Source organism: Bacteroidota bacterium (assembly GCA_016195025.1).
GTDB lineage: Bacteria > Bacteroidota > Bacteroidia > Palsa-948 > Palsa-948 > Palsa-948.
Map to the genome: position 1 here is coordinate 1 of JACQAL010000068.1, position 19969 is coordinate 19969.

16 protein-coding genes are annotated in these 19969 nt (G+C 40.8%); 7 read left to right on the top strand and 9 right to left on the bottom strand.

What is annotated here, in order from left to right:
• Nucleotides 1-162: 162 nt before the first annotated feature.
• Entirely contained in the window at nt 163-519 is a 357-nt protein-coding gene (locus HY063_13085) for a hypothetical protein (protein MBI3502719.1), read from the top strand.
• A 7-nt stretch (nt 520-526) separates the two neighbouring features.
• On the opposite strand, the gene HY063_13090 is transcribed toward HY063_13085, so the two are convergent.
• The 7 genes from HY063_13090 to HY063_13120 form a co-directional block, all read right to left on the bottom strand.
• Nucleotides 527-973 carry a DUF1003 domain-containing protein gene (locus HY063_13090; GenBank protein MBI3502720.1) on the bottom strand — a complete coding sequence of 149 codons (447 nt, stop codon included), beginning with the start codon at nt 971-973 and terminating at the stop codon, nt 527-529.
• A 124-nt stretch (nt 974-1097) separates the two neighbouring features.
• Nucleotides 1098-4193 carry an efflux RND transporter permease subunit gene (locus HY063_13095; GenBank protein ID MBI3502721.1) on the bottom strand — a complete coding sequence of 1032 codons (3096 nt, stop codon included), beginning with the start codon at nt 4191-4193 and terminating at the stop codon, nt 1098-1100.
• Nucleotides 4190-4369, bottom strand: coding sequence for a hypothetical protein (locus HY063_13100; GenBank protein MBI3502722.1), 180 nt, complete (start codon nt 4367-4369; stop codon nt 4190-4192). The genes HY063_13095 and HY063_13100 overlap by 4 nt, the downstream gene beginning before the upstream one ends.
• Nucleotides 4347-4778 carry an IS200/IS605 family transposase gene (gene tnpA / locus HY063_13105; protein MBI3502723.1) on the bottom strand — a complete coding sequence of 144 codons (432 nt, stop codon included), beginning with the start codon at nt 4776-4778 and terminating at the stop codon, nt 4347-4349. The genes HY063_13100 and tnpA overlap by 23 nt, the downstream gene beginning before the upstream one ends.
• A 105-nt stretch (nt 4779-4883) precedes the next feature.
• Nucleotides 4884-6080 (bottom strand): efflux RND transporter periplasmic adaptor subunit, encoded by a 1197-nt coding sequence (locus tag HY063_13110; protein ID MBI3502724.1) that lies wholly within the window; start codon nt 6078-6080, stop codon nt 4884-4886.
• A 6-nt stretch (nt 6081-6086) separates the two neighbouring features.
• A complete protein-coding gene (locus tag HY063_13115) occupies nt 6087-7379 on the bottom strand; it encodes a TolC family protein (GenBank protein ID MBI3502725.1) in 1293 nt (430 codons plus the stop codon).
• A gap of 75 nt (nt 7380-7454) precedes the next feature.
• Nucleotides 7455-7802, bottom strand: a complete 348-nt coding sequence (locus HY063_13120; protein MBI3502726.1) for a hypothetical protein — start codon at nt 7800-7802, stop codon at nt 7455-7457.
• Nucleotides 7803-7970: 168 nt separating this feature from the next.
• On the opposite strand from HY063_13120, the gene HY063_13125 reads away from it, so the two are divergent.
• Entirely contained in the window at nt 7971-8651 is a 681-nt protein-coding gene (locus HY063_13125) for a metal-dependent transcriptional regulator (GenBank protein ID MBI3502727.1), read from the top strand.
• Nucleotides 8629-10524, top strand: a complete 1896-nt coding sequence (locus tag HY063_13130) for an Nramp family divalent metal transporter (protein MBI3502728.1) — start codon at nt 8629-8631, stop codon at nt 10522-10524. Before HY063_13125 ends, HY063_13130 begins: the two co-directional genes overlap by 23 nt.
• A gap of 42 nt (nt 10525-10566) precedes the next feature.
• On the opposite strand, the gene HY063_13135 is transcribed toward HY063_13130, so the two are convergent.
• Nucleotides 10567-11604 carry an RHS repeat protein gene (locus HY063_13135; GenBank protein MBI3502729.1) on the bottom strand — a complete coding sequence of 346 codons (1038 nt, stop codon included), beginning with the start codon at nt 11602-11604 and terminating at the stop codon, nt 10567-10569.
• Between the two features lie 19 nt (nt 11605-11623).
• Here HY063_13135 and smpB point away from each other — a divergent pair, with 19 nt between their 5' ends.
• A complete protein-coding gene (smpB, locus tag HY063_13140) occupies nt 11624-12073 on the top strand; it encodes an SsrA-binding protein SmpB (GenBank protein MBI3502730.1) in 450 nt (149 codons plus the stop codon).
• Here smpB and uvrA read toward each other — a convergent pair.
• Nucleotides 12070-14937 carry an excinuclease ABC subunit UvrA gene (uvrA, locus tag HY063_13145; GenBank protein MBI3502731.1) on the bottom strand — a complete coding sequence of 956 codons (2868 nt, stop codon included), beginning with the start codon at nt 14935-14937 and terminating at the stop codon, nt 12070-12072. The two genes, smpB and uvrA, sit on opposite strands and share 4 nt — an antisense overlap.
• Before the next feature lie 103 nt (nt 14938-15040).
• On the opposite strand from uvrA, the gene HY063_13150 reads away from it, so the two are divergent.
• The 3 genes from HY063_13150 (at nt 15041) to rho (ending at nt 19953) form a co-directional block, all read left to right on the top strand.
• Nucleotides 15041-15715 carry a DUF2490 domain-containing protein gene (locus HY063_13150; GenBank protein MBI3502732.1) on the top strand — a complete coding sequence of 225 codons (675 nt, stop codon included), beginning with the start codon at nt 15041-15043 and terminating at the stop codon, nt 15713-15715.
• Nucleotides 15716-15733: 18 nt separating this feature from the next.
• Nucleotides 15734-18178: a primosomal protein N' gene (gene priA, locus HY063_13155; protein ID MBI3502733.1), complete on the top strand. Its 2445-nt coding sequence runs from the start codon at nt 15734-15736 to the stop codon at nt 18176-18178.
• A 257-nt stretch (nt 18179-18435) separates the two neighbouring features.
• Nucleotides 18436-19953, top strand: coding sequence for a transcription termination factor Rho (gene rho, locus HY063_13160; GenBank protein ID MBI3502734.1), 1518 nt, complete (start codon nt 18436-18438; stop codon nt 19951-19953).
• Nucleotides 19954-19969: the final 16 nt, after the last annotated feature.

Sequence of the window (19969 nt, forward strand, 5' to 3'; positions counted from 1 at the left end):
TGCTTCTTATTTCTGGTAAAGGGAGAGAGCGGGCGCGGGCTTTGCCCGCGCCCGCTCTCTCCTCTCTAAACCGTGAACGCTGTCATTCCGAATGAAGCGAAGCGAAATGAGGAATCTCACTATACAAATCGTACAAAATGTCCAGTAGGTTAAAACAATTCTATGAAAATTTCAGAACACCTCGAAGGCAATGAACTTTGCCCGCTTCAGCAGGAAATTCTTTTTCTTCATCTCCACGAAATTAAAACCGGTGTTATATGGCGAGAACTCGGTTCCAACAGGCGCGATGTGGAAACCATCAACTCCCGGCTGAATGATATTTTTTGTCCGCATATACGCAGCATCGAAGCGGTGAAGGAAAAAGTTCGCGAATGCCCGGAATTGGTTGAACTGCTGCACAAAAACATGAACGGCAAGCATGCAAAACTTATTGCGCAATACGGTTCGGGCGGGCAGCCAGTTACATTCAGTAAAAAAGAATCGGATGGGAAAATTCATATCCTTATTCACCGCGGGTAGGTTCATATTACTTAGCCGGCTGCTGTTCCAGAATTTTCAGGATAAGTTTATTTTGATTTTCAAGATGAAGCAATATGGTTTCGATTTCGTGTTCGGCTTTTGTGTTCACCTCAAAGTCGGCTTCCGCGCGCGCTTCCGAATGGCGCGATTGCAGATTTTGCCCTACCATAATTAACGGCATCAAAAAAATTTGAATCATGTTTGACATAAACAACCAAAGCACAAATGCCGGATACGGGTCGAAGCGCATAGCAGCGGGCGCAAACATGTTCCAAGTCAGCCATACGAACGTCCAGATTAAAATAATGATGAAGAACCCCATGCTTCCCACATGGTCAGTAATCCATAAAGCAAGTTTATCCAGTTTGCTTAACTTATCTTTGTGTTCGATATTTACATTTCGAATTTTTTTATGAATTCTTTTTAGTTCTGACAGGGAGGTGGGTGTTTCCATGAGCGATTGTTTTTAAAATGATTTTAGTTTTCAAAATTACGTACCGAACGCAAATGTAATTATTACTGCAAAGAGATTATTTTGAAAATAGTGAGAACTATTCTTCGCTTTCACCTCCTTTCTTTTACCCTTCCTTGCTTAATTTCCTCCTGTACGACAACTGATAAATAACAGGAAGAATAAACAGCACCAGCGCCATGGCGGTAATCATTCCTCCCACAATAACAATGGCAAGCGGCTTTTGTGTTTGCGAACCAATGCCGGTGCTCATGGCGGTGGGAAGCAAACCAAAAATGGCAAGCAGCGCAGTCATCACTACCGGGCGCACGCGGGAGAGAGCGCCTTTTTTAATCGCTTCATGCAATGGCATTCGCGCGGAAAGATTCTGGCGGAATACTGAAACGAGAATGACTCCGTTCTGAATGCAGACACCGAAGAGCGCAACGAAACCGATTCCTGCGGAAATGTTAAAGTTAGTTCCCGTAAGCAGCAGCCCGAAAATTCCTCCCACCAGCGCGAAGGGAACGTTGAGAAGAATTATTGTTACATCGCGCCCGTTTCGGAAAGCAATAAAAAGAATAATGAAGATGATGACTAAACTAATGGGCACCACGATGGAAAGTTTTTTCATGGCGCGGATTTCACTTTCATATTCTCCGCTGAACTGAAGCGAATATCCTTTTGGCAGAGAAAGTTTGCCTAACTTTTCCTGCGCTTCGGCAACGGTGCCGCCCAAGTCCCTTCCGCGCACAGCAAACTGAACTGCGGTGAAGCGCCTGTTGTTGTCGCGGTAAATAAATGCGGGACCGCTTCTCAACTTTATGTCTGCAATTTCCTGCAGGGGAATATTGGTTCCCGAAGAAGTGGGCACCATCAAATCTTCTATTTCTGTTTCGCTCTTGCGGAAACGTTCCTGATAGCGAATCCGGATGTCAAACTTTTTTTCATTCTCATATAACTGCGAAGCGGCTTTTCCGCCAATCGCCATTTCAATTACAGAGTTTGCATCGGCAGTGCTTACACCGTAGAGCGCCATTTTTTCCTGGTTGAGAAGAATTCTTAATTCGGGCTGACCAGAGTTTTTAATGGGTGCTACATCTTCCATGCCCGGAACCTTGCTCACTACATCGTAAACTTTCCATGCTATGTTTGTTAAACTGTCAATGTTGTCGCCAAAAATTTTTACCGCCTGGTCAACATTCAAACCTGCCACTGCTTCATTCACATTGTCAATAATGGGCTGGGAAAATTTCCAAACCACTCCGGTATATTTCGCTTCAAGTTTCTCCTGCATTTTATTAATCAGTTCTTCTTTCGATTTAGTTTTCGTTGTCCAATCTTCCTGCGGGCGCAAATCAACAAGACATTCTATATTGTAAAATCCCTTCGGGTCGGTGCCGTCATCCGGTCTTCCGACCTGTGAAGCCACTTCTTTCACTTCGGAAAACGACAGCAAATCTTTTCTCATGTTTGAAGCGAGGTCGTTGCTCTCTTTGAGCGAAATGCTCATTGGCGCTTCGCCTTCCACCCACATTGCGCCTTCATCGAGGTGGGGAAGAAATTCCGTGCCGAGAAATTTTGCAGCGATGAAGGAAGAAATTAAAATGACAGCGGCAATACTGAGCGCAAGGCGCTTGTTGCGCATGAGCCAGTCGTAAAATTTTTCATAGTAGCGCAGCATTCCCTCCAGAAAAACATTATGTCTTTCTTTTACATTCTTCCGAAGGAATTGCCCTGCCATGGCGGGCATGAGCGTGAAGGTGAGAATTACAGAGCCGAGCAGCGCAAAGCCGAGCATGTAGGCGAGCGGGGTAAATATTTTTCCTTCCACTTTTTCAAAGGCGAAAACAGGAATGAGCGCGGTAACAAGAATAAGTTTGGAGAAGAAGATGCTGCGTGCCATTCCGAATGTGGTGCCGCTAATCAGCCCGAGTTTTGCCGATTTGTTGAAGCGCTCCATTCCCATTTCGCGTGCGCGCTGCGCAAGAGCGACAAACACCGCTTCAATAATCACCACAGGTCCGTCAATTAAAATTCCAAAGTCAATAGCGCCAATGGAAATTAAATTGGCGAACATTCCTTTTATATATAACATCATGAATGCGAATAAAAGCGAAAGCGGAACGGTGATGGAAAGAATGATGGTGCTGCGCATATCGAGCATGAAAACAAAAACAAGAATGATGACGAGAATCATTCCTTCCGTTACATTATGCAAAACGGTGTGAAGACAAAAGTCAATCAGGTTCTGGCGGTTGTAAAATGTCTTCATCTCCACACCGGCAGGAAGGATTTTTTCGTTGAGTTCTTTTACTTTATCGCTCAGCGCGCTCAGCACAGGACCGGGGTCAATATTTTTTCTCATAAGCACAATTCCCTCCACCACATCTTCGTCATTTCCTCTTTGAACTTGTCCAAGCCGCGGGCGATTTGATTCTTTTACATCGGCAACGCTCTTTACAAGAATGGGAGTTCCGTTCACATTCTGAACGGTTATGTTTTCTATTTCGTGAATGTTGTTCAGCAAGCCGATGCCGCGCACCACGAATGCCTGCGCTGCTTTTTCAATCACATCGCCTCCAACATTGATGTTGCTTTTGTTGACCGCGCTATAAACATCCAGCGCGGTGAGTCCGTACTTGGCGAGCAGATTCGGATTCACGCTCACTTCAAAAGTTTTTACAGGTCCGCCAAATGCAACCACATCGGCAACTCCGGGAACTGTTCGCAGGTTGCGGTCTATCACCCAATCCTGCAAGGTGCGGAGTTCAGCAGGAGTTTTATTGGGAGAGTAAAGCGTGTAGCGGTAAATTTCATCAATGGGTCCCGTTGGCGGAGTGAGCTGCACTTCGGCTCCTTCGGGCAAATCAATATCGTTGAGCAATCCTGTTATTTGCTGGCGCGCGTACATATCTTCCACATCGTCTTCAAACACCAGCGACACAACTGACAATCCAAACATAGATTGCGAGCGAAGATTTGTTTTGCGCTGCACGCTGTTCATCGTAATCTCAATGGGAATGGTAACAAAGCGTTCCACTTCCTGCGCGCTTCTGCCGGGCCACAGCGTAATGATTCTTATTTGCGTGTTGGTGAAATCAGGAAAAGCAACGATGGGCGTTTTAATATAACAGTAAATTCCTGCTACGAGGAGAATCGCTGTAAGAAAGAAAACAAATATTCTGTTCTTAAGAGCGAATCCGATTATATTCTTTATCATAATTCAAAATTCATTTCGGCTAAAGCCGGGTTGTTGTTCTCATTTTTTCCATTCGCTGAAGCCAACGGCAATTTCGCCAACAGCATTTTTTTTGTTTTGACAATTTCCGTTGGCTTCAGCCAACGGTATTTATATGCAATAACCTTCATGGCTTCAGCCCAAAAATTTCCAACCATATTTTTTCATAAATGCATCTGCTTCTTCTGTAAAAGATTTTTTCCGGTGATGTTCTTCCTGATTTCGAATATATTTTCGAACCACATCAATTTGTGAATGGCTGACAGAAACAGCAAAGTAATCGTCCTGCCATGTGAATTTATTTTTAAGCAAACCCGATTTGTTTAACCAATATGCCGATTCGCCTTTTATCAATTGTGCGACTTTTGCAATGCTTTGCTCTTTTCCCAATGAAACAAGGCAGTGAATGTGGTCTGAATAGCCGTTCACTTCGTCAATCCATATTTCTTTTGCCTTTGCATTTTCAAGCATGTGAGAAAAAAGTTTTTGTCTTATTTCTTTTGTAAGAATAGGTTCCCTGTTTTGTGTCGTCCACACATAATGAATCCAAACTGTGAGATAGGACATGAACTTTAATTTTTGTTTTCGGCTAAAGCCGGTTTTGTTGCTTTTATTTTTATCCGTTCGCTAAAGCGAACGGCAATTCCGCTAAAGCAAACGGCAATTGTCTTGTTATTGTTTTTTCAGCGCAGTGAAAACATAGAGTCCGCCTTTAGTAAGCACCACATCATTTTCTTTAAGCCCTTCGCCTTGTATGCAGCTTTTTCCATCAAGCGATTTACAAACGGTAACCGGCATCATCTTCACATCGCATTTGCCTTTGTAGCGCACCACATAATTTTTATTGTCATCAAAAATTACGGATGCGGCAGGAACGGAAAGCATTTTTTCTTTTTCAGGATAGTGCAGTGTAATTCGCGCAAACATTCCGGGCTTGAGCAAATAGTCAGTATTCTGCAGGCGGACTTTCACATTCAGCACTTTTGTTTCAGGGTTCATGATGTTGGATATCTTGTCAATCTTCCCCGTAAATTTTTTATCGCCATAACTCATGGTGGTAATATCAGCATCGTATCCCAACTGTACTTTCGCAATATCCGATTCATACACATTCGCTATTGCCCAAACTTCTTTTAAATCGGAAACCGTAAATAAATTTGCCGCGTCATCCGTGCGCAATTCCATTCCGCTGTTAATATTTTTTTCTACAATGAAACCTGTGATGGGTGATTTAATGACATAGCCGGAACCGGTGATTGCGTCTTCTTTTGTTGCATTGCCATAAATTTTCAACACTTCACTCGCTTTGTTATATGCCGATTGCGCTTTGGTAAATTCTTCCTGCGCGGTGATGTGTTCTTTTTCAGAACTCAATCCGTTCTTGTACATGTCTTCCGTTACTTCCAGATTTTTTGTGGCAATGTCTAATTCCGACTTTGCAGAAGTGTATTCATTAAAATAATTCGCAATGTCTGTACTTCGAATCACAGCAAGCACTTGTCCCATCTGAACAAAATCACCAAGCGAAACTTTCACCTCTTCCACATGCCCGCCAGCAAGCGGGAAAACTCTCACTTGCTTTTCTTCATTCACGGTTATTTTTCCTGAGAGAATCAATTCGTTGGTTACGGATTGCATTTTCACCGTGTCGAACGTAACGGATTGCATCAGCGAATCTGTTATGCAGAATTGTTTCGCTTCAGAATTTTCATCCTGCTTGCTACCTCCACATGAGAAAAACATCAGCGCGATTGCAAGAAATAAAATGGAAGATTGGAAGATTGGAAGATTGGAAGAATACCACAATGGCTGTTTACCAATCTTCCAACATTCCAACATTCCATCCTTCCTCTGAATTTTGTTTTTCATAAAGAATTATTTTATAACAATTGTTCCTGTCGTAAGATTAATTCCTTCGAGCGCTTCAATGCGAAGGTTTCTCAGATGTGTAATCTGCGACATGCTTTCAGTATAGGTTTCGTAATGGTCTAAAAATTCCAGCAGGGAAATATTTCGCTTCTGGTATTCCATGGTGATTCCTGTAATTAATTTATCATAATCACTTGCAAAAGATTTATCAAATGATTTATAAAGTTTATCCGCTTCGTTCGCTTTCGCGAAAGCGGAAGTTACTTCGTTGTGCACTTCGTTTTTCTTTTCTTCCAATTCTGTCTTGCGGAGTTCCACTAAGTTTTTTTCTGTTTTAATATTTCCCTGGTTGCGGTTCCAAACCGGAAGCGGAACGCTCACGCCAGCGCCTGTATAATTCTGAACGAAACTTCCCGCGCGGTCATACACTCCGCCAACGGAAACATCGGGAACAGCATTTGCTTTTTCCAAAGACAATTTTGCTTCTTCTCTTTTCACAGCAAACTCGGATTCCTTTAAATCATAGCGCGCGGTATCGGAAGTGACAAGCAATTGCTGCAGCGAAAAATTATTCGTAGAGAAAGATTCTATTTTGTTTTCATCTGCGACCGGAAGAACAAATGATTGCGCGGGAGTTCGCGTGAGAATTCGCAATGAATTTTCTTTATCGTAAACATCGCTGAGCACATCTAATTTTGCGCTTTCAAGGGAGAAAACAAGCGCCTTGATTCTGGTTACTTCTTTCAGAGAAATATTTCCTTTCTTGTATTGCTCGTCCATTGCATCGGCAATTTGTTTTGCGGAAACAAGTTGGCGGTTATAAATCTTCAGCGACTGAATCTGGTAATTCAACTGATAAAATGAAACGTACAATTCATTTCGGAGTTGGCGGAGAATATTATAGTATTCATACTCGCTTATGTTTGTATTGATCTTTTCAACCTCCGCACGCTTTTTTCTTTTTCCCGCGAGATAAAATAATTGCTGCACCTGCACACTATTTTCAGAATGCATGGTAGGGTCATAAAAATTTCCGTTCAGCGATGTGGGAACAGAACTTTCAAAATAGAAGTTAGGATTCTGGAAAAGCTTCGCCTGTATGATTTGCGCACGGTCTGCTTCAATCTGAAATTTCTGTCCGATGAGAGCAAGGTTGTTTTTTAGAAAAAGTTTTTCGGCAGTGTCAACCGTTAATCGCAAGGTGTCTGATTTGGAAGAAGCCGGCTGCTGTGCAATGGAAAAACCCGATGCAAAAGTTACCAGAAAAATTATATTTATTGCAACTAACCTAAAACTCATAATGTTTATTTTACTGTAATGGGGAAACCGGCAGGCAAAAATACTTTATCTCTGTGCTGCTTCAACATTATGAATTCACAACCTGAGAACACGCAAGGCGAGATAATTCCGTGAAGAAAAATTGAATTGCCCGAATGAATGGAAAATATTTCCGGTTAAATCAATGCGATTATTTGAGTAAAGCATCTCAACTGCATTTAAACTATTGCTTGCAAAAGAAAATTTTTTCTTCGCCTCATTGTTTATGTCATCATCGTTAGCATCCGATAAATCATCGTCTGAATAGGAATCGCTGACGGGCGAATCCTGCGTGAAAAAAATATTCGCGGCTTCGGATTGAATGCGCGCTGTTTCGGCAGCAAATGAATGCTTTGTACAAAAACATGCGAGAATAAAAATGAATATCGGATACGCGCTCTTCATAAAGTTGCTAAAGATACTATCTCTTTTGTTCTGAAATATATTCCATTAACATTTTTTAACACGCATTTTTATGAGATTATACAAAAGGATATTAAATGTATTTGTCAAATCTAATATAAAATTTAGGATTGTCTAAATTTTATTATTTTTGTATCTAAAGTTACACACATGAACTCGCTTGCAGAAGAAAATTACCTAAAAGCAATCTACAAGATTGCGGAGAGTGGTGACGGTTACATCACCACAAACGATATTGCCAGAAGGATGAACACGTCAGCCGCTTCGGTAACAGACATGCTTAAAAAACTTGCGAAGAAGAAATTGATTAAATACAAAAAGTACCAGGGACTCAGCATGACTGATTCGGGAAAAAAAACTGCGCTCTCCGTTATCCGAAAACATCGTTTGTGGGAAATGTTTTTGGTGAAGGTTCTTAAATTCAAATGGGATGAAGTGCACGAAGTGGCAGAGCAATTAGAACACATTCGCTCGGAGAAATTAATTCAGCATTTAGACAAAGTGCTGCGCTTTCCAAAGTTTGACCCGCACGGTGACCCGATTCCCGATAGGCATGGAAAATTTATTTTGCCGAAGGGAAAATCTATTTGCCTTTCCGAAGCGAAAGAAAATATTCCGTATGTGGTGAATGGGGTAGTGGACCATTCGAATTCATTTCTTCAACTGCTGGATAAAGGAGGATTCAAATTGGGAAGCAAAATAAAAGTACGCGCAATTCAACCGTATGATAAATCGCTTTCAATTCTTCTCAATGGAAAGAAAAAATTATTCATCAGCAACCAGATTGCAAAAAATATTTTAGTAGCCAATGAGGGCAGTCGGATTAAATAAATCGCTCGAAGAAGTTCATTCATCAGTTGACACCATAAAGCAATCCGGTTTCTGGAAAAAACTTTTTGCGTTTTTTGGTCCGGCATATCTGGTGAGCGTTGGCTATATGGACCCGGGCAATTGGGCAACTGATATTGCGGGCGGAAGCAAATTCGGTTACACATTGATTTGGGTTTTGCTGATGAGCAATCTGATGGCGCTTCTTCTTCAGAGTTTGAGCGCGAGATTGGGATTGGTGCGGGGACTGGATTTGGCGCAGGCATCTCGTGAAGCATATCATCCCGTAATAAATTTCTTCAACTGGATCCTCTGCGAAATTGCCATCGCAGCATGCGACCTTGCAGAAGTAATCGGAATGGCAATCGGCTTGCAACTTTTATTTCACATTCCGTTATTAATCGGAGTTTCGGTTACCATTCTCGATACAATTCTCCTGCTGTTTCTTCAGCGGTACGGAATGCGGAAAATGGAAGCGTTCATCATTGCGCTCATTCTTACCATTGGTTTTGCATTTATCTGTGAAATGATTTTTTCTCATCCTGCTGCCGGAGAAATTGCGACAGGATTTATTCCGGTGATTCCAAATTCAGATGCGCTGTATATTGCAATCGGAATTATTGGCGCCACCGTGATGCCGCATAATTTGTATTTGCATTCCGCGCTGGTGCAGACAAGAAAATTTGAGCGCACAAAAAAAGGGATTGCCTCTGCGCTGAAATTTAATTTCATTGATACGGTAGTTGCGCTGAACCTCGCTTTTTTTGTAAATGCCGCTATTCTCATTCTTGCAGCGGCTGCGTTTTACAATTCGGGTTTATATAATGTTTCCGAAATTCAGGATGCGCATAAACTCCTCGAAGGAATTTTAGGAACCAAATTCGCGCCCATTCTTTTTGCAGTTGCGCTCATTGCTGCCGGGCAAAGTTCCACGCTCACCGGAACTTTATCGGGGCAAATTGTGATGGAAGGATATTTAAATCTCCGCCTTCAGCCGTGGCTGCGCAGGTTGATTACGCGCCTGCTCGCCATCATTCCGGCATTCATCACCATTTATTTTTTCGGAGATGGGAAAATCGGAGCGCTGCTTGTATTATCCCAAGTGATTTTGAGTTTGCAACTGGGTTTTGCGATAATACCGCTTATTCATTTTACCAGCGATAAAAAGAAGATGGGAGAGTTTGCCATCAAACCCTGGGTGAAAATTTGTTCGTGGGTGGTGGCTGGAATAATTGTTTCGCTGAATGTAAAACTCGTTATAGAAAAAATTATTGAATGGACAGAAACAAGTTCAACAGTTTCGCTGATTTATTTTCTGGTAATTCCTCTTTCTGCTGCTGCGGGAATTTTTCTTCTGTATGTAACTTTTTCTCCGCTCTTCAGGCATATTATTTCTCTCCGCAGAAAAATCCCGCACGAAGAAGCCGCGGAACTTTTTCTTCCCACGGATTTGAGTTTGCCTGCGGAAAGCAAATACAAAAAAATTGCCGTAACGGTAGATTTTTCTAATTCGGATTCGAAAGCGGTGAGGGAAGCGCTCGGACAAGGTGGAAAAGTGGCGGAGTATATTTTAATTCACGTGGTGGAAACAGCAGGAGCATTGATGATGAATGAAGACATTGATGACTATGAAACCGAAGCGGATTCTGCGGGGCTTAAAAAATATTCGGAACAATTAAAAAATCTCGGGCTGAACACAAACATAAAACTCGGCTATGGAAACCCGAAAGTTTCTATTCCTGATTTGGTGAAAGAATCAAATGCCGATTTGCTGGTGATGGGCGCGCACGGACACGGTGCGCTGCAGGATATTGCTTTCGGCACAACGCTGGAAGCGGTGCGCCATCACGTAAAAATACCGGTGATGATTATTTAATCTTCGAAAAGCGAATTAATACGAAAAATACGAAAGAGAAAATTAGGGATAGAATTCGTATTCATACTTCAGAAGCATTTCCGGCTCATCCAGAAAATTATATTTGACTGCTTCCGTGCGGTTGCCCTGCACATCGTATTTATAAGTGGTCTTTGAAAGAATCACTTCTTTATCTCCGTAAACTATTTCTTCAATCACATTTCCCTTGTCATCGTATAAATAAGTATTGCGTGAAGAAAAATTTCCATACGAGTAAGAAATTTCTTCTAATAGTTTTCCGAGAATTCCCCAGTGATAAACATTTTTATTGTACACCTGCCCTTCGGAATTATATTCAACTCGCTCAGTAATTTTTCCGTGGACATCATACGTATACGTTTTTTTATCCTCAACCTTTCCATCGGTTCCGTATTTCACTTCTTTGGTTTTATTTCCTTTGTCATCGTAGGAGTAATATGTTTTTTTGCTGATGCTTCCATCTTGATTAAAGTAAGTTTCTTCCGATAAATTTCCTTTCGCATCGTATTTATTAACGGTGTTGAAATAAAAACTTTTGTCTTTGTCGTAAGCCGCCACGTCCATGAGATTTCCCTTTTCGTCATACTTGAAAGCGGTTTTTATGCTGCCGTCTTCATTGTACGTAAGCGTTTTCACACGCTTGCCTTTGTCGTATTCATACGAAGTGCGGAAATAAAAACTTCCGTCCACATTCATTTCTGCTTCATCGGTTAAATTTCCCAAGCCGTCATAGGTATAATTGTACCTGTATTTTATGGTTCCGCTCGGATTAAAATAAGTTTCCTGAACCATTTTTCCTTTCTCATTGTATTTGTATGCCAAACGCGCGTTGGGCGATTTGCTCTCGGTGAGGTTTCCGTTTTCATCATACGATTTTGAAAAAATTAAATCGCCTTGCAGCACGGGCTCTCCCCAATCATATTTATATTTGGAAACTTTCTGAATTTTGATTTTGTTCTGTTTTATTTTTGCCGGGCTATCTTCTTCCTGCTGCGAAAAAACAAACAGGCAGAAAAAATTAAAGATAGAGAACAGAAAAAATATTTTTTTAGGAAAGCACATAGGCAAAGTTAATGAAAATATGAACAATCGGGTTACTATAACAAATAAAAGAGCATCCTTTGAATATGCTTTTATTAATAAATATATTACGGGAATTATTTTAAAAGGTTCCGAAATAAAATCTATCCGCGAAGGAAAAGCAACCATTAATGATGCCTACTGTTTTATGAATGCCGGTGAAATGTTTGTAAAAGGAATGCACATTGCCGAATATAAAAATGCCGGGCAGTTCGGGCACATTCCAACTGCCGACAGAAAACTTCTTCTTACTAAAAATGAATTAAAAAAAATTGGGGAGGCATTAAAAAATAAAGGACTCACGATTATTCCCATCCGGCTTTTCATCAATGAAAAAGGATTTGCAAAATTGGAAATTGCTGTCGCCAAAGGAAAAAAGATTCACGACAAACGTGAAGCGATTAAGAAAAGAGAAACAGAAAGAGAGTTGCGAAGGGATTTCAGAGTTTAGATTTTTGCCTTCAGAAATTTTCCCGTAATGCTTTTCTCACTCCTCACTAAATTTTCGGGAGTGCCTTCAAAAACCAAATGCCCTCCTGCATCTCCGCCTTCTGGACCTAAGTCAATAACCCAGTCCGCACATTTGATTACCTCGGGGTTGTGTTCAATTACAAGAAGCGTGTGTCCTTCCTCCACCAATCGATTCAGCGCGTATAAAAGTTTTTTTATGTCGTGAAAATGCAAACCGGTGGTTGGCTCATCGAAAATAAAAAATGAACCAAGCCCTCTCCCCATCCCTCCCCCATTGGGAGAGGGTGAAAGGGTGGGGGCAGAAAGAAATGTTGCAAGCTTCACCCGCTGCGCTTCTCCACCACTGAGCATGCTGGAAGATTGCCCGAGTTTGATGTAGCCCATTCCAACTTCTTCGAGTAATTTTAGTTTGGAAGCAATTTTTTTTTCTTCAGAAAAATATTTCACAGCTTCTTCCACTGTCATATCCAAAACATCCGCGATATTTTTCCCTTTATACTCAATTTCCAAAACATCCTCTTTGAATCTTTTTCCTTTGCACGCTTCGCATTCCAGATGAACATCTGCCATGAATTGCATTTCGATGGTTACTTCGCCTTCGCCTTCGCACACTTCGCAGCGCCCGCCATCGACATTAAAAGAAAAAGTGGAGGGCTTGTATCCGCGCAATTTCGCCAGCGGTTGTGATGCGAAAAGATTCCGTATGTCATCGTATGCTTTTATATAGGTAACGGGATTGGAACGCGAACTTTTTCCGATTGGATTCTGGTCAACAACTTCAACAGCAGAAATTTTATGCACATCGCCTTTAATGGCTTCTTCTTTTCCGGTATGGTCAACGTATCCGTCTTTTATTTTTTTCAGTTCCTCGTATAAAACCTTTTTCACAAGCGAAGTTTTTCCCGAACCGCTCACACCAGTTACTACGGTAAAAATTCCCAAAGGAAATTTCACATCAATGTTCTTTAAATTATTTTCATGCGCATCTTTTATTTCAATATAGTTTTTCCATTTTCTTCTTTTTGTTGGAACAGGAATTTTTTCTTTTCCGGTGAGATAGGAAATGGTCAGGGATATAGGGGGAATAGGGGAAATAGAGTTTTCCTTTATTTCCCTTATTTCCTTATTCCCTATTCTTCCTTGAAAAACAATTTCCCCACCGTTCGTGCCCGCACCGGGACCCAAATCAATTATTTCATCTGCTGCAAGCATAATTTCTTCATCGTGTTCCACCACCATTACTGTGTTGCCTACATCACGCAACGATTTCAAAACTTTTATCAATTGCTGCGTGTCGCGCGGATGAAGGCCGATGCTCGGCTCATCGAGAATATACATGGAACCAACGAGCGAGCTTCCCAAAGATGTTGCAAGATTAATCCGCTGCGATTCTCCGCCTGAAAGCGTGTTTGACAAACGGTTCAACGTGAGATAATCTAATCCAACATCATTGAGAAACTGCAGGCGCGTTGTGATTTCAATCAGCAGGCGTTTTGCAATTTTTTTTTCTTCAGCATTGAGAGGAATGGTTTTGAAAAAGAAAAATGAATCCTTTATCTGCATCGAAACAATTTCCCCTATGGATTTTCCTGTCACTTTCACGTAAGAGGATTCTTTTCGCAAGCGTGAGCCATGACATTCCGGGCAAAGAGTTTTTCCGCGGAAGCGCGCGAGCATTACGCGGTATTGAATCTTGAAACTTTCCTGTTCCACGAATTTGAAAAAAGCATTCAGCCCGTCAAAATATTCATTGCCCGTCCACAAAAGTTTTTTTTCTTCTTTTGAAAGTTCATTGTAAGGGCGGTGAATCGGAAAATTAAATTTATGAGCATTCTTAATTAATTCTTCTTTCCATTCTCCCATTTTTTCACCTTTCCAGCAGGCAATGGCGCCATCGTAGATGGAAAGATTTTTATTTGGCACAATGAGATTTTCATCGAGACCAATCACACTTCCGAAACCTTCGCAGGTTTTGCATGCGCCAATGGGATTATTAAAACTGAAAAGATGAACGCTCGGCTCTTCAAATGTGATTCCGTCTGATTCATATTTATTGGAAAAAAATTTTCTAGTAACGAGCATTTTTTGAGTAGTGATTTCCAATGTGCATTCACCGTGGCCTTCATAGAATGAAGTTTGAACAGAATCTGCAATGCGGTTTTCATTTTCTTCATTTCCTTTTTCAACGGTGAAGCGGTCAATGACAAGAAAAATTTTCTCAACGCTTAATTTCTTTTTCTTATTTTCCAAAACATCCTCAATCTTTTTTATTTCGCCATCAATTTCCACTCTTGAAAATCCCTGCTTCTGCAAAAGTTCTAATTGCTGAAAAATATTTTTCTCTGTTTTAACCGGGGCGAGAAGAGTTATTTGTGTTTCATTCTCCAATAAATTGATATAATTTACCACATCCGAAACTGTATTGCGTTTCACTTCTCTGCCGGAAACGGGAGAAAAAGTTTTCCCGATTCTGGCAAAAAGCAATTTCAGGTAATCATAAATTTCTGTGGAAGTTCCAACTGTGGAGCGTGAACTTCTTGAAATAACTTTTTGCTCGATGGCAATGGCAGGAGCAATTCCGTGAATGAAATCCACCTCGGGCTTGTGCATCTTTCCGAGAAACTGCCGCGCATAAGAAGATAAACTTTCTACATATCTTCTTTGGCCTTCTGCGTAAATGGTATCGTAAGCGAGAGAAGATTTTCCCGAACCGGAAACACCGGTAATCACTACCAATTTATTTCTTGGAATTTCAAGAGAAATATTTTTCAGGTTGTGAACGCGCGCGCCTTTAATGACAATTCCCTTCGACCTGGAAATAATTTCATTTATTTTCTCTTCCATCATAACTCTTAAAAAGTTTGCAAAGATATTTATTAAAAAGAAGAGCCCACAGTAAGATTTTACCCGGATGCAATACAATTTTAAAAATTATCTTTGCCCAGGCATGAAAAACTATTTACTTATTCTTTTTCTTCTTGTTTCAGGAATTTGTTTTTCTCAGTTCGATGATGCGCAGTTATGGGAAAATATTTATCTTGAAAAAAATATTACTCAGCGCTGGGTCATTCACATGAATGAAGAAGGAAGAATAACTGAAAACATAACGCGCCCCAGTTATATTTATACCGACTGGGGAATTACCTATAAGGCCTGCAAACATTTACATTTCACACTGGCGTATGTCCCTATTGCAAAAAAACAGATAGATGATTATGTCAGTTTCCGCCACCAGTTTTATTTTGACTTCACGCTTAAGAAAAAAATTCACCGATTCACTTTTTATGACCGCCAGATGTTCCAGAATCAATACAACGATATTCTTCGCTCGCCTAACTGGAATATTCCGAGTTACTACCTGAGAAATAAAGTGACGATAAAATACAATACGAAAAAAGATTTTATTCCCTATGTGGCAGAGGAAATTTATTTTCAATGGAACAATTCTCAGCCAAACGGAAAAGAAACAGACCGCATGAGATATTACGCGGGAGTTTTTTATGAGAAGGATTTAATTAATGAATTTGAATTGTACTACCTCGTTGAACCGCATTATCACATTTCACAGCCGTTTACCAATTGGATTATCGGAATCGGCTACGCGCGAAAACTTTATTGGTAGTTTCCCTTTTCAAAGATTATGGAACTTTTTGCCGATGTAATTCTCCCGCTCGCCCTTCCAAAAGCATTTACATATTCCATTCCTGAAAATTTTCAAAAGAAAATAAAAGCAGGAATGCGCGTGGTGGTGGAATTCAAAACAAAAAAACTTTATACCGCCATCGTTTGCCGCGTTCATGAAAATAAACCCACTGACTATAAAACAAAACCCATTGAAAACATTCTGGATGAAATGCCGGTGGCGAATGAAAAACAACTTGCCTTCTGGAAATGGATGGCGGGTTATTACCTCTGCACCATTGGGGAAGTGATGAATGCCGCACTGCCTTCGGGATTAAAACTTTCGAGCGAAACAAAAATTATATTAAGCGGCAAAGAAAGCGCAAAAGAAAATTTAAGCATTGACGAACTGCTAATTATTGATGCGCTGGAAAATAAAAATATTTTATCTATTGATGCTGCAACTGAAATTCTCGGAAAGAAAAATGTTTATCCGGTAATCGCGTCTTTGTTAGAAAAAGAAATTATTCTTCTGCAGGAAGAATTAAAAGAAAAATTCAAACCAAAAATTATTCCCTTTGTCCGCTTCACTCCCTTTGCCGATGATGAAAAAAACCTGAAAGAGATTTATAAAATATTGGAAGAGAAAAAACAAAACCAGTTGGAGTTGGTGATTGCCTATGTAAAACTTTCCGAGCGCCATTCAAAAAATAAAAAGGAAGTAAAAAAATCTGAACTATTGGAAACATCCGGAGCAAAAGAATCAACTCTCCAATCGCTTGTTAAGAAAAATATATTTGAAATATACCGGAAAGAAACCGGGCGTTTTGCTTCGGAAGATGCGCATGCATTCAGCAAGACGCTTTCGGCAGAACAAAAAAATGTTTTTCAGAAAATAAAAAACGAATATGAAACAAAAGAAGTTGTTCTTCTGCATGGAGTAACTTCCAGCGGCAAAACAGAAATCTATGTAAAACTTATTGAAGAAATGCTCGCGCAGGGGAAACAGGCACTTTATCTTCTTCCCGAAATTGCACTCACCACGCAAATCACAAGCAGGATAAAAAAATATTTCGGAGACAAACTTGGCGTATATCATTCGCGCTTCAATGAAAACGAACGGGTAGAAATCTGGAATGGAATTATAAATCCTAAAATTATTCTTGGCGCCCGTTCCGCTTTGTTTCTTCCTTTTTCCAATTTAGGTTTAGTGATTGTGGATGAAGAGCACGATGGTTCATACAAGCAGCAAAATCCTGCTCCGAAATATAACGCACGGGATGCAGCCATTGTACTGGCAAAAATGCATGGCGCAAAAGTTTTACTCGGCTCTGCTACACCTTCTGTTGAAAGTTATTTCAATGCGCAGGAAAACAAGTTCGGATTCGCTGAACTGCAAACGCGGCATGGAGGTGCGGAACTTCCTGAAATAATTATTTCCGATGTGAAACTTGCTTCCAAACTCAAGCAAATGAAATCACACTTCTCCCCTATTCTGCTTGAGAATATTGAATCTGCGCTGAAAGAAAAAGAACAGATAATAATTTTTCAGAACCGCAGGGGTTTTGCTCCCTTTCTCGAATGCCAGTCGTGCGGATGGATTCCGCAATGTAAAAACTGCGATGTAAGCGTGGTATATCACAAAACCGGAAATCAACTTCGCTGCCACTACTGTGGATTCACATTGCCGCTTCCATCTGCCTGCAAAAAATGCGGAGACACAAATATCAAGATGAAAAATTTCGGCACAGAAAAAATTGAAGAAGAACTCGAAATATTTTTTCCGCAGGCAAAAATTGCGCGTATGGATTTGGATTCCACACGCTCAAAGTTTGCTTATCAGCATTTAATTAATGATTTTGAAGAAAAAAAAATAGATATTCTTGTCGGAACGCAAATGGTAACGAAAGGATTGGATTTTGACAATGTAAGTGTAGTTGGAATTCTCAGTGCTGACCAGATGCTCAACTTTCCCGACTTTCGTTCGCATGAGCGGAGTTTTCAAATCATGTCGCAAGTAGCGGGAAGAGCCGGAAGAAAAAACAAAGGCAAAGTGATTATTCAAACGTATTCGCCAACTCATCCTGTGATTGAACACGTGGTGAAACACGATTACTTAAAAATGTTCAGCGAAGAAATTGAACACCGGAAAAATTTCAAGTATCCGCCTTTTCACCGGCTGATTGAACTTACAGTAATGCACAGGGATATGGATGTTGTAATTCTTTCTTCCGATGAACTCACGAAAAAATTGCGTGACTTTCTTGGCAAACGCGTGCTTGGTCCTGAGTTTGCACTGATTCCCCGAATTAAAAATCTTTACCATAAAAAAATTCTTTTGAAGATTGCCCGCGAAGAATCATCGGCTAAAGTGAAAGAAAAAATTTTTGAATTAATTTCAAAAATGCAAAGTGCGGACGCTTATAAAGCAGTTAAAGTGCATGCGGATGTAGACCCATTATAGAAAGGGAACTATTCGCTATATCAGAAAAAGTTGTATGTTTGCACTGTTATTCCCGATTCCATCGGGATGGTTCAGCAGAATCCCGGTATTTCAGTTTTCTTTCTAATATTAAAATAAATTTCATAGTCGGTTTCTGAATCTTTATTGTGGCATTATTTTTTAATCATAGCTAATATAAATTCTTCCAAAATTATTACGGTTTTTTCTGTATTTAACTTCTAACGTCTAACTTCAAACTTTTAACTTCTACTTTTATTATGTATGACATTATTGAACTAAACAGCAAAGCGCTGAATGAACTGAAAGAAATCGCAAAAGAACTTAACATTCTCAAATTCGAAACGCTGAAGAAGCAAGACCTCATTTATGAAATTCTCGACCAGCAGGCAATAAACCCTTCCAAAGCTTCCACGCAAACAAAAACCCGCAAACCCATGGACGAAAAACGACCTTCCAAAAAAATGCAGGATGATTTTATTGACACTAACGGTGAAGAAACTCCTGCGCCTTCCGATGAGCCCAAACGCATGGAGCAATCCTATGCCGAAGAAGAAAAATTTTCTCTTCCCGTTGAGCCGGTAATTTCTCCCAGCGAAACACGCATGGAAGAAACTCCTCCGCAGGAAATGCAGCGCGAACGAAAGCCCGAAATTAACTTCGATGGAATTGTGCAGGGTGAAGGCGTTCTGGAAATCATGCCCGATGGCTACGGCTTCCTGCGTTCGTCTGATTATCAGTATTTGAATTCACCCGATGATGTGTATGTTTCGCAATCGCAAATCCGTTTGTTCGGTTTGAAAACAGGCGATACAGTAACAGGTTCCATTCGTCCGCCAAAAGAAGGAGAAAAATATTTTCCGCTCATTAAAGTGGAAATGATTAACGGCCGCGACCCATCGTATGTGCGCGACCGCGTTCCGTTCGAGCATCTCACGCCTCTTTTTCCTATAGAAAAATTCAAACTTGCCGCTTCGAAAGAAAAAAATATGTCGCTGCGCATTGTGGATTTATTCACACCTATCGGGAAAGGACAGCGCGCACTCATTGTTGCCCAGCCGAAAACAGGAAAAACAGTTTTGATGAAAGATTTGGCGAATGCCATTTCCGCAAATAATCCGGAAGCATATTTGATTGTGCTTTTGATTGACGAGCGCCCGGAAGAAGTTACTGACATGGCTCGCAGCGTTAATGCAGAAGTAATTTCTTCTACATTCGATGAGCCCGCAGAACGCCACGCGCGAATTGCGAATCTTGTTTTGGAAAAAGCAAAACGCATGGTGGAATGCGGACACGATGTGGTAATTCTTCTCGACTCGATTACACGGCTTGCACGCGCATACAATACGCTTTCGCCTGCGAGCGGAAAAGTTTTATCAGGTGGTGTGGAAGCAAGCGCGCTTCAAAAGCCAAAACGGTTTTTTGGCGCTGCACGAAAAATTGAAAATGGAGGTTCTCTCACCATTCTCGCAACCGCACTTACGGAAACCGGCTCAAAGATGGACGAAGTGATTTTCGAAGAATTCAAAGGAACCGGCAACAGTGAAATGCAGCTTGACCGCAAACTCGCGAACAAACGTATCTATCCATCTATAGATATTGTTTCTTCCAGCACGCGAAGAGATGATTTGCTTGTGGACAAAGAAACTTTGCAGCGCGTTTGGATTTTGCGCAAACATCTTTCAGACATGAATCCGCTCGAAGCAATGGAATTTATTCAAGACAGAATGCGCAACACAAACAGCAATGAGGAGTTTTTGGTTTCGATGAATAGTTAAAAAACAGTTTATTGTT

Bases quoted from the DNA above. Each gene is read 5' to 3' on its own strand.
- HY063_13125 (MBI3502727.1), top strand. From the start codon at position 7,971: ATGAACTCGCTTGCAGAAGAAAATTACCTAAAAGCAATCTACAAGATT.
- uvrA (MBI3502731.1), bottom strand. From the start codon at position 14,937: ATGGAAGAGAAAATAAATGAAATTATTTCCAGGTCGAAGGGAATTGTC.
- HY063_13120 (MBI3502726.1), bottom strand. From the start codon at position 7,802: ATGAAGAGCGCGTATCCGATATTCATTTTTATTCTCGCATGTTTTTGT.
- tnpA (MBI3502723.1), bottom strand. From the start codon at position 4,778: ATGTCCTATCTCACAGTTTGGATTCATTATGTGTGGACGACACAAAAC.
- smpB (MBI3502730.1), top strand. From the start codon at position 11,624: ATGAACAATCGGGTTACTATAACAAATAAAAGAGCATCCTTTGAATAT.
- HY063_13115 (MBI3502725.1), bottom strand. From the start codon at position 7,379: ATGAGTTTTAGGTTAGTTGCAATAAATATAATTTTTCTGGTAACTTTT.
- priA (MBI3502733.1), top strand. From the start codon at position 15,734: ATGGAACTTTTTGCCGATGTAATTCTCCCGCTCGCCCTTCCAAAAGCA.
- HY063_13100 (MBI3502722.1), bottom strand. From the start codon at position 4,369: ATGGTTGGAAATTTTTGGGCTGAAGCCATGAAGGTTATTGCATATAAA.
- rho (MBI3502734.1), top strand. From the start codon at position 18,436: ATGTATGACATTATTGAACTAAACAGCAAAGCGCTGAATGAACTGAAA.
- HY063_13150 (MBI3502732.1), top strand. From the start codon at position 15,041: ATGAAAAACTATTTACTTATTCTTTTTCTTCTTGTTTCAGGAATTTGT.
- HY063_13095 (MBI3502721.1), bottom strand. From the start codon at position 4,193: ATGATAAAGAATATAATCGGATTCGCTCTTAAGAACAGAATATTTGTT.
- HY063_13135 (MBI3502729.1), bottom strand. From the start codon at position 11,604: ATGTGCTTTCCTAAAAAAATATTTTTTCTGTTCTCTATCTTTAATTTT.
- HY063_13110 (MBI3502724.1), bottom strand. From the start codon at position 6,080: ATGAAAAACAAAATTCAGAGGAAGGATGGAATGTTGGAATGTTGGAAG.
- HY063_13090 (MBI3502720.1), bottom strand. From the start codon at position 973: ATGGAAACACCCACCTCCCTGTCAGAACTAAAAAGAATTCATAAAAAA.
- HY063_13130 (MBI3502728.1), top strand. From the start codon at position 8,629: ATGAGGGCAGTCGGATTAAATAAATCGCTCGAAGAAGTTCATTCATCA.
- HY063_13085 (MBI3502719.1), top strand. From the start codon at position 163: ATGAAAATTTCAGAACACCTCGAAGGCAATGAACTTTGCCCGCTTCAG.